The sequence below is a fragment of the Bradyrhizobium sp. 192 genome (genome assembly GCF_023100965.1).
Lineage (GTDB): Bacteria > Pseudomonadota > Alphaproteobacteria > Rhizobiales > Xanthobacteraceae > Bradyrhizobium > Bradyrhizobium symbiodeficiens.
In genome coordinates this window covers 851,082-868,222 of the sequence record NZ_CP064690.1, presented here as the reverse complement: position 1 = coordinate 868,222, position 17,141 = coordinate 851,082, and the positions used below count along the sequence as shown (strand labels likewise).

Here is a 17,141-nt window from a genome sequence, read left to right as displayed (position 1 = left end):
CCGATGGCGGAGTCCAATCCCGCCCTGATGGTCCCTGGCCTGCGCCGGAACATGGTGACGATCTGCGCCATGACCGCGACCATCATGCAGGCGCTGGACACGACGATCGCCAACGTCGCCCTGCCCTACATGCAGGGCTCGTTGTCGGCCTCGCAGGACCAGATCAACTGGGTGCTGACCTCCTACATCGTCGCCGCCGCGATCATGACGGCCCCGGTAGGGTGGATTGCCAACCGCTTCGGCCGCAAGCGCATCTTCATCATCTGCGCAGCCGGCTTCACCATGGCTTCGGTGCTGTGCGGACTCGCGCAGGACATCAACCAGATGGTGCTGTTCCGGCTTCTCCAGGGCGTGTTCGGCGCAGCCCTGGTGCCGCTGTCGCAATCCGTGATGCTGGACTATTACACGCTGCAGGAACGCGCCAAGGCGATGTCGATCTGGGGCATGGGCGTGATGATGGGCCCGATCATGGGCCCATCGCTCGGCGCCTGGCTGACCGAGACCTATTCCTGGCACTGGGTGTTCTTCGTCAACCTGCCGTTCGGCTTCATCACCGTGCTCGGGCTGATCGTCTTCATGGACGAGACGGATAGGAATATCAGCCTCAAATTCGACTGGTTCGGCTTCGCCGCGCTGGCGGTGGCGATCGGCTCGCTGCAGCTTGCGCTCGACCGCGGCGAGCAGCTGGGCTGGCTGGAATCGAACGAGATCCTGGCGGAATTCATCGTCTCGGCCGCAGCGTCCTATTTCTTCCTCGCGCACTCCTTCACGACCTCGACGCCGTTCATCCGCTTCGCGCTGTTTCGGGATCGCAACTTCGTCACCGGCTGCATGTTCATGGTCGTGATGGGGCTCGTGCTGTTCTCGACCATGGCGCTGGCGTCGCCCTACATGCAGAACGTGATCGGCTATCCCATCATCACCGCCGGACTGCTATTGGCGAGCCGCGGCTTCGGCACCTTCTTCGCCATGATGCTGGTCGGCCGCATGATGCGCTATGTCGAGGCGCGCACGCTGATCATCTCCGGTCTGACGCTGACCGCCGGCTCGCTGTTCCAGATGACCGGCTGGACCGATCTGACCCAGGTGCCGGAGATCGTCGCCGTCAGCGTCGTTCAGGGCTTTGGCTTCGGCCTCGTCTTCGTGCCGCTCTCGACCGTGGCGTTCCTGACGCTCTCGAACGAGTTGCGCACCGACGGCACCGCGATGCTGACCCTGATGCGCAACGTCGCGAGCTCGGTCGGTATTTCCGTGGTGATCGCGCAACTGACGCAGGGAACGCGACGAACTTACGCGATCCTGTCCGAGCACATCAATCCGTTCAACCATGCACTGCAGATGCCCGACGTCAGGGGCCTGATCAACCTGTCCACCGACGCCGGCCGCGCCATGGCCGACAGGATGGTGAGCGTGCAGGCACAGATCATCGCCTTCGCGCACGACTACCAGCTGGTGATGCTCTTCGTCCTCTGCACCATCCCGCTCGCCTTGCTGATCGGCTCGACCAAAGCCACGCTGCGCAAGCAGGCCGCGGGACCGGAACATGCGGTGATAGAGTAGGGGTCGCTCGCGTGCTCCGGACGCAGCGCAGCGCTTCTTCAGCGGTGCGCTGTGAACGCGCTCTCCGCGCTGTGCCGCGCCCGGGACACGAGCTACCCCAGCAACTCCTCGCAGCCCAGATCATCCACGGCCGCAAATATCCGCTCCAGATTATTCCACCAGATCACCGGCGGGATGTTGATGCTCCACTGCCAGATGGGCCGCGTGATCTGCCAGAGCACCGCCCAGCGGTAGTCGCGATCGAGCGCGCCGCGCGTGTAGCCGGTGATGCCGCTCTCGATCAGCGTCTCATGGTAGAGATTGAGCAGCGAGCGTTCGAGCGCCTGCCGGCGCTCCGGATACCAGTGCATCGCCATCATGTAGGCGAGGTCATGGGTTGGAACGTTGATGCTCCACAGGTCGAAATCGAAGATGCGCACGGTATCGGCGACGCCGGCGCGTGGCAGCAGAAAATTCCAGACATGGGCATCGCCATGGGTGATGCTGAGATGACGGCGTGAGTGGTAACGCTGGGACAGTCGGTCCGACTGATCGATGAGGCGGCGATAGAGGGTACGCCGTTCCTCGCTGAGACGGTCCCCGAGAGAATCGGCAAAGCGGTCGTAATGACCCGCGAAGGTCTCCATGCGCGCCGCGCTGTCGTCGGCACTCGCCCAGGTGCCGACGGCGTCGCCGAGGCTCGGATGGTCCCACCACGCCGCGTGCCAGCGCGCGAGGGTGGTCACGATCGCAATCGCCTGATCGCGCGATGGCGGCAGCGGCCAGACCGCCGCGATGGCGTGACTGTCCGTGAGGTCCTCGAGCAAGAGATGCCAAGCGAGGCTGTCCTCGTCGAAATGTCCGTCGAAGCAGCGGGGCACGAGACCCGGCGGCATGCCCGGCGCCAACTCCGTGTAATAGGTCACTTCCTGCCGGCCGCCATTGGCAAGCTTCTCGGCGAACGCTGCGTTCGCCGTCTTCAGGATCAGCGATTGCGGCGCCCCGCCGGATTCACCGACATAGCGCAGGCCAAGCCGGGTGATATGTGACACGACGGTGTCGCGCTGATGCAGCACCTTCACCTCGCGGACCGCGCCAGCGTCCAGCACGCCGCCTCGCCGTAGCGCCGCCGTCAAGCGGGCGGGCTCAACGACATCAGGCAGTTGTGGAGGTGTCATGAAATTCACGATGCCCCTGTCCCGCGCCATACTGCACGATCATAGCCCCAAGCCCCAGCGGCCGAACCGATGCCGGGCTCAGGCCGCCGCGGTCGAGTCGCGCACGGTCCGCACCACGACCGACCGGAGTTGCTCGAGATTGGCCGCCATGCCGGCGATCGCCTGCCTGACCTCCGCCGCGCGCTCGTCCACGGAAGCTGCGTCGCGGCTGACATTGCCGATCTTGGCCGAGACCTCCTTCGCTGCGGAAGCCGATTCGGAAATCGACCGCGAGATCTCCCGGGTCGCGGCGTCCTGCTCTTCCATCGCAGCGGCAACCGAGGTCGCGACGCCGTCGATTTCGACGATGTGATCCCCCATAGTCTCGACGGCTTCGACCGCGGCCTGCGTCGAGGTCTGGATCTCGGCAATGAGCCGCCCGATCTCCTCGGTGGATTTGGCGGTCTGATCCGACAGGGATTTCACCTCGGCGGCGACCACGGCGAAGCCGCGGCCGGCTTCGCCAGCGCGCGCCGCCTCGATCGTGGCATTGAGTGCCAGAAGGTTGGTCTGGCCGGCGATGCCGCCGATCAGGTCTGAGACCTCGGCGATTTTCTTCACCGATCCGGCCAGCGCCTGGATGGTCGAACGCGCCTGCTCGCGGCCGGCGACCGCCGATTTTGTGACGGTGCTGGTCCGTGCGACCTGGCTTGCGATCTCGCGGATCGAGGCGCTCAGTTCTTCGGCCGCGGCCGAGACGGTCTGCGAGCTGCCGAGGGCCTGGGTGGAGGCCGCCGCGACGGCCTGCGACTGAGCGGAGAGCGACCTTGCGATCGCGGACAGGCTGGAGGCGGCCCGCTCGACGCCTTGCGTCGCCGTCCCCGCGCTGTCGACCGAGCGGCCGGTCTCGCGCTCGACGGTCTCGGCCATCTGGTGCAGGGCGGAGCGCTTGGCAAGCGCAGCCGCCTGCTCCTGCTGCAACTGCTCCTCGCGCAGGCGGGAATTCTCGACCGCCGCCTGCTTGAACACCACAAGCGCACCCGCCATCGAGCCGACCTCGTCCCGGCGGTGCGCGAACGGAATGTCGGCGGCCAGATCGCCGGTCGCGAGCTTCTGCATCGTGCCCGTCATGCGCACGATCGGGCGCACCACACCGACGGCAACACCTAGCAGGCCCGCGGCAATGAAGGCGAGGACGGCGGCGGAGACTCCGAGCAGGATATAGAGCATGGAGCTGTCGCGGTCCGCGGCCAGCTTCTCCATGTCGGCATTCTGCTTGTTGGCGCTCTCGACGATGCTGTCGATCACCGCGCGATGCGCGGTGTAGGCGTCCTTGAGCTGCGCATAGATGCGCTCGGACGCAGCTGCATCCTTGGCCTTGAGGGCCGGCAGGAGCTGGTCGGACGCCTTCCAGAATTTCTGCACCTCGGCATCGGATTTCGACACCAGCGCCGTCTTCAGGTCGGCCGAGAGGCTGGAGGTGACCCAGAACGCCTTGCGCTCGTCGTAATCCTTGCGGAGCTGAACCAGGCGTTCGCCGTGGGCCGCCAGCTGGTCCGGCTCCCGCATCGCCAGGGTCGCCTCGAGATAGGCCTCGATGACGTATTCCGGCGGCGGCAGGATGTCCGCGATGAGGTCGTTGCCGAGCTTGATGTCGGAGTAGAGCGGACCGCCGACCTTGAGCTCCCGCAGGGCATAGAGGCTGGTCGAGGCCACCGCGGCAAAACCGATGGCCAGCACGATCCCGAACGCGAAAATCGCGGAGGACAACGACAAACGGATCTTCATGAAATATTCCAGGGCGCACGCCGAAACCGCGTGAAGCCTAGATCAATATGGTAAATACGGGATTGCATCCCGGGAAAGTCCCGGGAGAAAAGCTCCGCAAAACTACGGGCGTGAAACGTCGAGCGATCGATTTTCGGTCAATGACACTGACGCACAAGCGCGGAAGCAGAGACCTCCCAAAGCCTGATTCAACACCGCGGTTGCGCAGGATGAGAAACGCGTGCGGGGCACGGCGGTGTCAGCGACACGCGGGGTCTCACACCTCGAAGAACACCGTCTCGTCGCCGCCCTGGAGCCGCAGGTCGAGCCGGTAGACCGGCTTGCCCGCCTCGCGCACCGCGGTCAGCGTGGCACGGCGCTCAGCGGGCACCAGCGCCAGCACGGGATCGGCGGCGTTGCCGGGCTCGTCGCCGAAATAGAGCCGGGTATAGAGATGCCGCAGCATGCCGCGCCCGAACACCGCAAGAAGAATGTGCGGCGCCTGCGGCTTGCCGTCGGGATCCGGCACCACGCCCGGCTTGATGGTCTCGAAAGCGTAATTGCCATCCTTGTCGGTGCCGCAACGGGCAAAGCCGCGGAAGCTCGCATTCGGCAGCGCACGCTTGTCCTGCGGGTCGGCGAAGCGGCCTTGCGCGTCCGCCTGCCAGATCTCCAGCATGCAATCCGGCACGGCAACGCCGTCACCGTCGAACACGCGACCCTCGATGCGGATGCGCTCGCCGGAAACGTCGGACGTGAGCGTCGAGTTAGTGAAAGCGTCGTTCCAGGCATATTCGCCGTTCGGCGTCAGGCCGTATTTGAAGAACGGGCCGACGGTCTGCGATGGGGTGATCCCGTTGGGCTTCACAGAATCCTGCACTTAATGGTTCTCCATGGGCGTGGCGTTCTTGCCGCGCAGCACGATGTCAAAGCGGTAGCAGAGCGCCCATTCGGGCTGGGTGTTCTCGATATCGAACGAGGAGACCATCCGCGCTCGCGCCTTCTCGTCCGGCACCGAGTTGAAGATCGGATCGAACGGGAACAGCGGGTCGTTCGGGAAGTACATCTGCGTCACGAGGCGCGTGATGAAGGAATGGCCGAACACAGACAGATGGATATGTGCCGGACGCCACGCATTGTGGTGATTGCCCCAGGGATAGGCGCCCGGCTTGATGGTGACGAAGCGGTAGTAGCCGCTCGCATCGCTCACGGTGCGGCCGGCGCCCGTAAAATTCGGATCGAGCGGCGCAGGGTGCTGGTCGCGGACGTGAACGTAGCGGCCGCAGGAATTGGCCTGCCAGATCTCGACCAGCGAATTCGGCACGCCGCGGCCGTCCTCGTCGCGCACATGGCCGTGCACGATGATGCGTTCGCCGATCGGCTCGCCCGCATGCTGGGTGGTGAGATCGCTGTCGCCCTCGCGGACGGTCTCGTGGCCATAGACCGGACCGGTCAGCTCCGACAACGTGTGGCGCATCGGGATCAAGGGCTTGTTCGGCGCGCGCTTGATCGAGCTCTTGTAGTCGGGCGACAGCGGCAGCGGATGCGCCTTGTTGCTGTCGGTGGGATAGATGAATGTCATTGGCGAATTCCTCCCCGGCCATTGTGGTCCGGCCGGACAACTTCCGCCAATCATTATAGGATATAACTAATTTAGGAAAGCAGGTTTCGGGGACCCTGGCTCCTCGATTCCGTCATGGCCGGGCTTGTCCCGGGCATGACGAATTCGTGGTGTAAGAACTTCGTCCATCTCTCCGCGCACAGGCCGAAAGAAGGAGAGAGACTCAGTTCAGCTTCTCGATTGCAACCGCCACGCCCTGGCCGACGCCGACGCACATGGTGGCGAGCGCGAGCTTGCCGCCGCGCTTCTCCATGCCATGGACCGCGGTGAGCGCGAGGCGCGCGCCGCTCATGCCGAGGGGGTGGCCAAGCGCGATGGCGCCGCCATGCGGATTGACGAAGTCCGCATCATCAGGCACGCCGAGCTGACGCATGCAGGCGATGCCTTGCGAGGCGAAGGCCTCGTTGAGCTCGATCAGGTCGAAATCGCTGATCTTCTTGCCGAGCCGCTCCATCAGCTTGCGGGTTGCGGGCACCGGGCCGATGCCCATGATGCGCGGCGGCACGCCCGCCGAGGCAAGGCCGAGGATGCGCGCGCGGGGCGTGAGACCATGCTTCTTCACGGCAGCTTCGGACGCCAGGATCATCGCGGCCGCGCCGTCATTGACGCCGGAGGCGTTGCCGGCGGTGACCGTACCAGGGTTGCGCACGATCGGCTTCAGTTTTGCCAAGCCTTCGAGCGTGGTCTCGGGACGCGGATGCTCATCCTTGTCGACCGTGATCGGGCCGGCCTTGCCGCCGGGAATGGTGATCGGAATGATCTCTTCGGCGAAATAGCCGGCGGCGATCGCCGCACCGGCACGCTGCTGCGAGCGGATCGCAAAGGCGTCCTGGTCGGCGCGCGAGACCTGGAATTCCTCGGCGACGTTCTCGCCGGTCTCCGGCATCGCATCGACGCCATACTGTGCCTTCAGCAGCGGATTGATGAAGCGCCAGCCGATGGTGGTGTCGAAGATCTCGGCCGAGCGCGAGAAGGCTTCCTGCGCCTTGCCCATCACGAAGGGCGCGCGCGTCATGGATTCGACGCCGCCGGCGATCGCAAGCTCGATCTCGCCGGAACGAATGGCGCGGCCTGCGGCACCGACCGCATCGAGGCCAGAGGCGCAGAGCCGGTTCAGCGTCTGGCCGGGAACCGAATCCGGCAAGCCCGCCAACAGCAGCGCCATGCGCGCGACGTTGCGGTTGTCCTCGCCGGCCTGATTGGCGCAGCCGAAGAAGACTTCGTCCACCTGCGCCCAGTCGAGATTGGGGTGCCTGGCCATCAGCGCCTTGATCGGGGCTGCGGCCAGATCGTCGGCGCGCACCTTGGCGAGTGAGCCGCCGAAACGGCCGATCGGGGTCCGCACGGCATCGCAGATAAAGACATCACGCATCGTTGTTCTCCCTGAATGCCGCGGTTCGGCCAGAATTCTTCCAGAATTCTTCAATGACGGCGGAGTTTTAGGAGGGCGCCCGCGGCAGGTCAATTGACTGATACACGCGTGTTCCGAGGGGTCCGCACGCCGGCCACGCATGCCGCAATGCGGACAACGTGGAAAACCCGCCCTCACCGGCCAAAGCGATAGGAGCACGGGACGAAATTTTGTAGGTTGCGCCGCCCATGACGATGCAACAGCCCATCTCCGCTCCAGAGCCCGAATCCGCGCCCGCGCCCGCGCCCCAGGCGGAAGCCGCCGCGCGCGTCACGCCGATGATGGAACAGTACCTTGAAATCAAGGCGGCGCATCAGGGCCTGCTGCTGTTCTACCGGATGGGCGATTTCTACGAGCTGTTCTTCGAGGACGCCGAGATCGCCTCGAAGACACTCGGCATCGTGCTGACCAAGCGCGGCAAGCATCAGGGCAATGACATCCCGATGTGCGGCGTGCCGGTCGAGCGGTCCGAGGATTATCTGCACCGCCTGATCACCGCCGGCCACCGCGTCGCGGTGTGCGAGCAGACCGAGGATCCCGCTGCCGCGAAAGCACGCGGCAACAAGAGCGTCGTGCGCCGCGGCGTGGTGCGGCTGGTGACGCCGGGCACGCTGACCGAGGACACGCTGCTCGACGCTCGCGCCAACAATTACCTGCTGGCGATCGCGCGGGCCCGCGCCTCCGGCGGTGGCGATCGCTTCGGGCTCGCCTGGATCGACATCTCGACTGCCGAGTTCACCGTGATGGAGTGCTCGGGCGGCGAGCTCGCCGCGACGCTGGCGCGCATCAACCCGAACGAGGCCATCGTCACCGACGCACTCTACAACGACGGCGAGCTCGGGCAGACCTTGCGCGAACTGCCGGCGGTGACGCCGCTGACCCGCGACGTCTTCGACGGCGCCACCGCCGAGAAACGGCTGTGCGACTATTTTGCCGTCGCGACCATGGACGGTCTGGCGCAGCTCACGCGTCTCGAAGCCACTGCCGCAGCGGCCGCCGTCACCTATGTCGACCGCACCCAGGTCGGCAAGCATCCGCCGCTGTCGCCGCCCGCGCGCGAAGCTTCCGGCGCGACCATGGCGATCGATCCGGCGACGCGTGCCAATCTCGAGCTGACCCGGACGCTCGCGGGCGAACGCCGCGGCTCGCTGCTCGATGCGATCGACTGCACGGTGACCTCGGCGGGCTCGCGCCTGCTCGCCCAGCGTCTGGCCGCGCCGCTGACGGATGCGCCGGCGATCGCACGCCGGCTCGATGCGGTCAGCGTCTTCGTCGCCGATTCAGCTGCGCGCGAAGACATCCGCAGCATATTGCGCGGCGCGCCCGACATGTCGCGTGCGCTGGCGCGTCTGTCGGTCGGCCGCGGCGGCCCGCGCGATCTCGCGGGGCTGCGCGACGGCATCACCGCCGCCGACCAGGTGCTGGCGCGGCTTGGCGAGCTCGATCAGCCGCCGCAGGAAATCGCCGCGGTGATGGCGGCGCTGCAAAGGCCCTCGCGCGAGCTCGCGGCGGAATTCGCCAGCGCGCTCGACGAGCAGCTGCCCCTGATCAAGCGCGACGGCGGCTTCGTCCGGCAGGGCTATGAACCCGCCCTCGACGAAGCACGCAACCTGCGCGACGCCTCACGCCTCGTGGTGGCCTCGATGCAGGCGCGCTACGCCGACGCGACCGCCGTGAAAGGTCTCAAGATCCGGCATAACAACGTGCTCGGCTATTTCGTCGAGGTCACCGCGCAGCACGGCGAGAAGCTGATGTCGGCGCCGCTGAATGCCACCTTCATCCATCGCCAGACGCTGGCGGGCCAGGTACGCTTCACCACCTCCGAGTTAGGCGAGATCGAAGCCAAGATCGCCAACGCGGGCGACCGTGCGCTCGGGCTCGAGCTCGAGATTTTCGAGCGGCTGTCAGCGAAGGCCATGGCCATCAGTGACGATCTGCGCGCCGCTGCCCACGCCTTCGCCTTGCTCGACGTCGCGACCTCACTGGCCAAGCTCGCGGTCGACGATAATTATGTGCGGCCGGATGTGGACTCGTCGCTTGGCTTTGCGATCGAGGCCGGTCGCCATCCCGTGGTCGAGCAGGCGCTGAAGCGCAATGGCGAGCCGTTCATCGCCAATGCCTGCGATCTGTCGCCGGCACCCGCACAAAAATCCGGCCAGCTCTGGCTGCTCACCGGTCCGAACATGGCCGGTAAATCGACGTTCCTGCGCCAGAACGCGCTGATTGCCCTTCTTGCCCAGATCGGCAGCTTCGTGCCGGCTACGCGCGCGCGGATCGGCATCATCGACCGCCTGTTCTCGCGCGTCGGCGCCGCCGACGATCTCGCCCGCGGCCGCTCCACCTTCATGGTGGAGATGGTCGAGACGGCTGCGATCCTGAACCAGGCCGGCGAGCGCTCGCTCGTCATCCTGGACGAGATCGGCCGCGGCACCGCGACCTTCGACGGTCTCTCGATCGCCTGGGCCGCGATCGAGCATCTGCACGAAAGCAATCGTTGCCGGACGCTGTTCGCCACGCATTATCACGAGCTGACCGCGCTCTCGGCCAAGCTGCCGCGCATGTTCAACGCCACCGTGCGGGTGAAGGAGTGGCAGGGCAACGTCGTGTTCCTGCACGAGGTGCTGCCTGGCTCGGCCGACCGCTCCTACGGCATCCAGGTGGCGAAGCTCGCCGGCCTGCCGCCGGCGGTGATCACGCGCGCGAAATCGGTGCTCTCCAAGCTGGAGGCGCAGGACCGCGGCCAGACCGCACGAGCCCTGGTGGACGATCTGCCACTGTTCGCGGTGCCCTCCCGCGCGGCCGCCGAAGCGGCGCCGCCGAGCGAGGCGGAGCAACTGATGGAAGCCGTGAAGGCGCTGCATCCGGACGAGATGTCGCCGCGCGAGGCGCTCGATGCGCTGTATGCGTTGAAGGCCAAGCTGCCGAAGCAGTGAGCGTGCCGTAGCCCGTATGAGCGAAGCGATATCCGGGACGCCTGTTCCCGCATATCGCTTCGCTCATACGGGCTACGATACTTTTTGCGCCGAGAGAAAAGTGGCGCCCTACGCCCTTGCCGCGATCGCGGCGGCTTCCGCGGCGGCGCGCTGCATGCTGTTCGACATCTCGTTCGTGACCGTGCTCTGCTCCTCGACGGCGGCGGCGGTGGACGTCACGTATTCACTGACACTGGTGATGGCCTGCTTGATCGAGCCGAGCGCGCTGACGACGTCGCCCGAGATGCCGTTGAGGCTGCCGATCTCCGCACCGATCTTGTCGGTGGCCTGCTTGGCCTGGTTGGCGAGGCTCTTCACTTCGGAGGCGACCACGGCAAAGCCGCGGCCCGCTTCGCCGGCGCGGGCGGATTCGATCGTGGCGTTCAGCGCCAAGAGGTTGATCTGACCGGTGATGCTGTTGATCATCTCGACGATGCCGCTCATCGACTGCGCCGCCTCGGTTAGGCGCTGGGCCTGCGCGTCGGCGGAAGCGACCTGATCCACCGCGCTCATCGCGGTCTCGCGAGATTTGGTCATGGCCTCGGAAATCTCCCGCACCGAGGCGTTCAGCTCCTCCGAACCGGCCGCGACCGATTCCATCATGCCGCGCACGCGCTCGTTGCCCATGCGGACCAGCACCTGCTTGGTGGTGTCGGTTGCATACTTCACCACCTTGAACGGCTTGCCGTTGAGATCGAGGATCGGGTTGTAGGAGGCCTGGATGTAGACCTCCTTGCCGCCCTTGCCGATACGCTTGTATTCGGCCGCCTGATATTGACCGCGGTTGAGCGCGGCCCAGAATTCGCGATAAGCGGCGCCATCGCGCTCGCTGGGCTCGACGAACATGCTGTGATGCTTGCCCTTGATCTCGGCCAGCGAATAGCCGAGCGCGCCGAGGAAATTGGCGTTCGCGGTGATGATCGTGCCGTCCATGTTGAATTCGATCACGGCCTGGGCCTTGTCGATCGCCGCGATCTGACCGGCGAGATCGGCGTTCTTCAGCTTGTCCGCGGTGACGTCGGTCGCGAATTTGACGACGCCGTACGGCTTGCCGGTCTCGTCGAGCAGCGGATTGTAGGAAGCGAGAATCCAGATCTCGCGGCCGCCCTTGCCGATACGCTTGAACTCGCCGGCCTGGTAGTCGCCGCGGTTGAGCGCGGCCCAGAACTCGCGATAGGCGGTGCCGTTGCGCTCGGCCTCGGCCACGAACAGGCTGTGATGCTTGCCCTCGATCTCGGCCAGCGAATAGCCGAGCGCCTTGCAGAAATTCTCGTTGGCCGTAACGACGGTGCCGTCGAGCTTGAATTCGATGACGGCCTGGGCGCGGCCGATGGCGGCGATCTTCGACGCATCCGTCATGCTCCGGATCTTCTTCGCCGTGATCTCGGTTGCAATCTTGGCAACCAACACCGCCTTGCCGCTGCTGTCGAGCACCGGATTGTAGGATGCTTCGATCCAGACCTCACGACCGCCCTTCGCGATCCGCTTGAACTCGCGCGCCTGATACTCGCCGCGGTTCAATGCAGCCCAGAACGCCTTGTACTCGGCGCCGTCGCGCTGGTCGGCCGGCACGAACATGGAGTGATGCTTGCCCTGAATCTCGTCAAGCCGATAGCCGAGCGCGTCGAGAAAATTCTGGTTGGCCGTGATGATCGAGCCATCGAGATTGAATTCGATCATAGCCTGCGAACGGCCGATGGCGTCGAGCCGCGCTTGGGCATCGCTGGGGGACTTGCGACCGAACATCAAGGAATCTCCATCTCGAAATAACGTGGGAAGCTGTAGGGGAGGTACCGTTGCGGCAACACGGCCGTACTCAAATCGACAATTCCCGCGGGTCCCTGCACTCGGATGCAGCTCGGACGAGTTCGCGCTGACGAGAGCGGAAGCGGGTACGCTGAGTCATTCGTAAGCGAAAAGCGCGAAGAAAGTTCTAATATAGAAATGTCGGAAATCGGCGGGAGCTGGAATGGCCAGCGTCGACGCAACTTGAAATGACACATCTCATTCAATGGCTTGCCAGAATGCCGCAAGGCCGTTGCACATGGGATCGTCATCCCGCAAATGACTTTTCGCGACACTGCGTCGCGCATATCCGTAGTCTCACGGCTGTGGCCGTGCCTTGTGCATCGCATGGCGGCCGATGCCCCATAGCGTCAGATTCCACACGATGCAGGTGGCGAGCGCGAGACACAGACCAACGGCCGAGCCGAACGCCACCACCGCCACGTGCAGGACGGCGATTGCCGTGCCGAATCCGAGCAGACCCCAGGCGGAGTTGGCGAGCACGGCGGCGGTCGGCGGGCCACCGATGCGCGGGTGCAGGATCAACATGATGCTGGAGAACACCACGGGATACAGTGCGATGATGCCGCTGATGCGGGGGCCAACCCAGCCCGAGGTCGAGACCACGATGGCAACGAGGGTCGCGACCAGCGAAGCGCGCATCGGCACATCGTACCAGCGGCGCGTCACCAGCGGCATCTTCACGTGGCGATAGCCCGCCAGGAGCGGAATGCAAATGCCGAAGGCGATCAGATTGGCGGCGAGCCCGGCCGTGAGCGACCAATCGAACTGGCGGATGATCGAGGCAAGCACGATCCAGACCGCAACCGCGCTTCCGCAACTCACCGCGAGATTGTGCCGCTGCGCCAGCACGACATAGATGAGGCACATGAAGATCGTCGCCGCATTGATCGGAAGGCTCGCCAGCGAGCCCTGCGCGATGAAGGCGGCATCGTGGTCGAGCGCGAGGAAGACGTAGGAGGGACCGGCCGAGATCGGCAAGGTCGCGACCAGCGCGCCGATCACCGGACCCGCGCGCTCGGTAATGATCGAGGCCGATACGACGAACGCCGCCGCGATCGCCATGCGCAGGAAAAGGAAGAGGAGGAAGTGGAGATCGGGGGACATTCATCCGTCATTCCGGGGCGCGCGGAGCGCGAGCCCGGAATCCATAACCACAGACCGTGATTGTTTTGGAAGGCTGGAGCTACGACGATCCTGGATCACAACGGCCTGGGGTTATGGGTCCCGGGCTCGCGCCAAGCGGCGCGCCCCGGGACGACACAAATTTCGGGGTTACGACCTTCGCCTCACATCCGCTGCATCGACACCGACACTTTCGGGCCGTTCTTGATGGTCTGATAGACCACGCAATAGCGCTCGGTGAGTTTCAGCAGCAGATCGAGCTTGTCCTGCGGCGCGTCGGTATCGACCTCGAAGCGCAGACGGATCTCGGCGAAGCCGACCGGGGTCTCCTTGTCGATGCCGAGCGTGCCGCGGAAATCGAGGTCGCCCTCGGCATAGACGTTGCCGGTCTTCAAGGGCACCTCGATCGCGGTCGCGACCGATTTCAGCGTGACGCCGGCACAGGCGACCAGGGCTTCCAGCAGCATGTCGCCGGAGCAGAGCTCGAGGCCGGAGCCGCCGGTCGCCGGATGCAGGCCCGCCATCGCGATGGCGCGGCCGGTCTCGACCTTGCAGGCGATGCCTTCGCCATCGGTGGAGCCCTTGGCCTTCAGCGTGATCAGCGCGGTCTTGGGATCGGTCTTGTAGCGCTCCTTGATCGGAGCCTGCATCTGGCGCAGCTTTACAGCGTCCATTTTCGTTCTCTCCCCCGTGAGTCGCATTTGACGAACGGTATAGAAGGCGATCCATTTCGTGTCAGCCCATGATTGATGGAGGCTGCCATGAGCGGCCGGAACTCAGGCCAGAAAATCAAGTACATTCATGATGTTATGTCAGGTTATCGAGATCGCCCCGCGGCGCTCCCATCTGGGCCGCCGGGCACATCTGCCGCCCCCTCGCGAATGTCTCGTGACAGCGCCTGTCGCCTCTTATATCCGGTGAGACATGGACAGCATCGCGACTGAGCACAAGGCCGAAGGGGATGATCGTTTCGACACTGCGCGGATCACCGCTGCGGTCGATGCGCTTGCCGAAAAGCACCAGGGACGCGAGGACGCGTTTCGCACGGCCATGGCGCAATTGCTCAAGGCCGAGCTGATCGCGGCGCGGGACGTCGCACAAGCGATCCTGCTCAAAGACCGCCACGGCCGTCACTGCGCCGAGCGGCTGTGCCACGTGCAGGACGAGATCATCCGCATCCTCTATTCGGCGGCGACCCGCCATCTCTACCGCTCGCCGATCCCGAGCGGTGCCGAACGCATGGCGGTGGTCGCGACCGGCGGCTACGGCCGCGGTCTGATGGCGCCCGAATCCGACATCGACCTGTTGTTCATCCTGCCCTACAAGCAGACCGCCTGGGGCGAGCAGGTCGCCGAGGCGATCCTCTATTGCCTGTGGGACATGGGGCTGAAGGTCGGCCACGCCACGCGATCGGTGGACGAGTCGATCCGGCAGGCGCGCGGCGACATGACCATCCGCACCGCGATCCTGGAGACGCGCTTCCTCACCGGCGACAAGCCGCTTTACGACGAGCTGGTCGCGCGCTTCGACAAGGAGGTGGTGCAAGGCACCGCATCGGAATTCGTCACCGCAAAGCTCGCCGAGCGCGAGGAGCGCCATCGCCGCGGCGGCCAGTCGCGCTACCTGGTCGAGCCCAACGTCAAGGACGGCAAGGGCGCGCTACGCGACCTGCACACGCTGTTCTGGATCGCCAAATACGTCTACCGCGTGCGCGACACCGGCGAACTGGTCGCGCGCGGTGTGTTCGATGCGCAGGAATACCGCAGCTTCCGCCGCTGCGCCGACTTCCTCTGGTCGGTGCGCTGCAATCTGCACTTCTACTCCGGCCGCGCCGAAGAGCGTCTCTCCTTCGACCTGCAGCGCGAGATCGCGGTGCGGCTCGGCTACACCTCGCATCCCGGCATGCAGGACGTCGAGCGCTTCATGAAGCACTACTTCCTGGTCGCCAAGGAAGTCGGCAACCTCACCGCCATCCTCTGCGCCAAGCTCGAGGACCAGCAGGCCAAGCCCGCGCCGGTGTTGAGCCGGATGATGGCGCGGCTGCGGCCGACCGCGGCGAAGCGGCGCGTCCCCGACAGCGACGACTTCATCGTCGACAATAACCGCATCAACGTCGCCGCACCCGACGTGTTCAAGCACGACCCGGTCAATCTGATCCGCATTTTCCGCCTCGCGCAGAAGAACAACCTCGCCTTCCATCCGGACGCGATGCGCGACGTGACGCGCTCGCTCGGCCTGATCAACGCGCAGATGCGCGAGAATCCCGAGGCCAACCGGCTGTTCATGGAGATCCTGACCTCCGACAACGCCGAGATCGTGCTGCGGCGGATGAACGAGACCGGCGTGCTCGGACATTTCATCCGCGCCTTCGGCAAGATCGTCTCGATGATGCAGTTCAACATGTATCATCACTATACTGTCGACGAGCATTTGATCCGCTGCGTCGGCTTCCTCCAGGACATCGAGCGCGGCGGTCTCGATGAATTCGCGCTTGCGAGCGACCTGATGCGCAAGATTCGCCCCGAGCATCGCGCGGTGATCTACATCACGACACTGCTGCACGACATCGCCAAGGGCCGGCCCGAGGATCATTCGATCGCCGGCGCCAAGGTCGCGCGGCGGCTCTGCCCGCGGCTCGGCTTCAGCGCTGCCGACACCGAACTCATCGCCTGGCTGATCGAGGAGCATCTGACGATGTCCACGGTCGCACAGTCGCGCGACCTGTCCGACCGCAAGACCATCGAGAATTTCGCCGCCGTGGTGCAGTCGGTCGAACAGATGAAGCTGCTGACGATCCTGACCACCGCCGACATCCGCGGCGTCGGTCCCGGCGTGTGGAACGGCTGGAAGGCGCAGCTCTTGCGCTCGCTGTACTACGAGACCGAGCCGGTGCTGACCGGCGGCTTCTCGGAAGTGGACCGGGGAAAACGCCTTACCGCCGCCTACGCCGAATTCCGCAACGCCTTCGCAGAATGGCCGGCGGAGGAGCTCGATGCCTATATCGGCCGGCACTATCCGGCCTATTGGCTCAAGGTCGAGCTGCCGCGAAAGATTCGCCACGCCCGTTTCGTCCGCTCCAGCGAACAGGCCGGCCACAAGCTCGCGATCAATGTCGGTTTCGACGAGGCGCGCGGCGTCACCGAGCTGACGATCTTCGCGGCCGACCATCCCTGGCTGCTGTCGATCATCGCCGGCGCCTGCGCTTCGGCCGGCGCCAACATCGTCGACGCCCAGATCTACACCACGACCGACGGCCGCGCGCTCGATACCATCTCGATCTCCCGGGAATACGACCGCGACGAGGACGAGGGACGGCGCGCCACCCGCATCGGCGAGATGATCGAGGACGTGCTGGAAGGCAAGCTGCGCCTGCCCGAAGTGGTGGCGCGGCGCACCGTGCGCAGCAAGGCGCGCCCCTTCGTGATCGAGCCGGAAGTCACCATCAACAACCAATGGTCCGACCGCTACACCGTGATCGAGGTGTCCGGCCTCGACCGGCCCGGCCTGCTCTACGAGCTGACCACCGCGATCTCGAAGCTCAACCTCAACATCGCCTCGGCCCACGTCGCGACCTTCGGCGAGCGTGCGCGCGACGTGTTCTACGTCACCGACCTCCTGGGCGCGCAGATCAACGCGCCGACGCGGCAATCGGCCATCAAGAGCGCGCTGACCCATGTCATGGCCGGTGAAAAGGCGGTTGCTGCACCGGCGGCGTGAAGGGCGTTCGCGCACCTCCGTTTTCT

Annotated in this window: 11 protein-coding genes; 3 read left to right on the top strand and 8 right to left on the bottom strand. The window is 65.2% G+C overall.

Annotated elements, in window-relative coordinates:
* The first annotated feature begins 3 nt into the window (after nucleotides 1-3).
* Entirely contained in the window at nucleotides 4-1,560 is a 1,557-nt protein-coding gene (locus tag IVB24_RS04045) for an MDR family MFS transporter (RefSeq protein ID WP_247772120.1), read from the top strand.
* Between the two features lie 92 nt (nucleotides 1,561-1,652).
* On the opposite strand, the gene IVB24_RS04040 is transcribed toward IVB24_RS04045, so the two are convergent.
* From IVB24_RS04040 to pcaF, 5 genes are all read right to left on the bottom strand, one after another.
* Nucleotides 1,653-2,747, bottom strand: a complete 1,095-nt coding sequence (locus IVB24_RS04040) for an ecdysteroid 22-kinase family protein (RefSeq protein WP_247772119.1) — start codon at nucleotides 2,745-2,747, stop codon at nucleotides 1,653-1,655.
* Nucleotides 2,748-2,795: 48 nt separating this feature from the next.
* A complete protein-coding gene (locus IVB24_RS04035) occupies nucleotides 2,796-4,484 on the bottom strand; it encodes a methyl-accepting chemotaxis protein (protein ID WP_247772118.1) in 1,689 nt (562 codons plus the stop codon).
* A 256-nt stretch (nucleotides 4,485-4,740) separates the two neighbouring features.
* Nucleotides 4,741-5,343, bottom strand: coding sequence for a protocatechuate 3,4-dioxygenase subunit alpha (pcaG, locus tag IVB24_RS04030; protein WP_247772117.1), 603 nt, complete (start codon nucleotides 5,341-5,343; stop codon nucleotides 4,741-4,743).
* Nucleotides 5,344-6,045 carry a protocatechuate 3,4-dioxygenase subunit beta gene (gene pcaH / locus IVB24_RS04025; RefSeq protein ID WP_247772116.1) on the bottom strand — a complete coding sequence of 234 codons (702 nt, stop codon included), beginning with the start codon at nucleotides 6,043-6,045 and terminating at the stop codon, nucleotides 5,344-5,346.
* A 202-nt stretch (nucleotides 6,046-6,247) separates the two neighbouring features.
* Nucleotides 6,248-7,456, bottom strand: a complete 1,209-nt coding sequence (gene pcaF, locus IVB24_RS04020) for a 3-oxoadipyl-CoA thiolase (RefSeq protein WP_140481633.1) — start codon at nucleotides 7,454-7,456, stop codon at nucleotides 6,248-6,250.
* Between the two features lie 227 nt (nucleotides 7,457-7,683).
* Between pcaF and mutS the strand changes: the two genes are divergently transcribed.
* Nucleotides 7,684-10,428, top strand: coding sequence for a DNA mismatch repair protein MutS (mutS, locus tag IVB24_RS04015; RefSeq protein WP_247772115.1), 2,745 nt, complete (start codon nucleotides 7,684-7,686; stop codon nucleotides 10,426-10,428).
* 108 nt (nucleotides 10,429-10,536) lie between these two features.
* Here the strand turns inward: mutS and IVB24_RS04010 are convergent, their stop codons facing one another.
* From IVB24_RS04010 to IVB24_RS04000, 3 genes are all read right to left on the bottom strand, one after another.
* A complete protein-coding gene (locus IVB24_RS04010) occupies nucleotides 10,537-12,213 on the bottom strand; it encodes a PAS domain-containing methyl-accepting chemotaxis protein (protein WP_247772114.1) in 1,677 nt (558 codons plus the stop codon).
* Nucleotides 12,214-12,570: 357 nt separating this feature from the next.
* Nucleotides 12,571-13,380, bottom strand: a complete 810-nt coding sequence (locus IVB24_RS04005; protein ID WP_247772113.1) for a hypothetical protein — start codon at nucleotides 13,378-13,380, stop codon at nucleotides 12,571-12,573.
* Between the two features lie 182 nt (nucleotides 13,381-13,562).
* A complete protein-coding gene (locus IVB24_RS04000; RefSeq protein ID WP_247772112.1) occupies nucleotides 13,563-14,072 on the bottom strand; it encodes an OsmC family protein in 510 nt (169 codons plus the stop codon).
* 250 nt (nucleotides 14,073-14,322) lie between these two features.
* Here IVB24_RS04000 and IVB24_RS03995 point away from each other — a divergent pair, with 250 nt between their 5' ends.
* Entirely contained in the window at nucleotides 14,323-17,115 is a 2,793-nt protein-coding gene (locus IVB24_RS03995; protein WP_166467731.1) for a [protein-PII] uridylyltransferase, read from the top strand.
* Nucleotides 17,116-17,141: the final 26 nt, after the last annotated feature.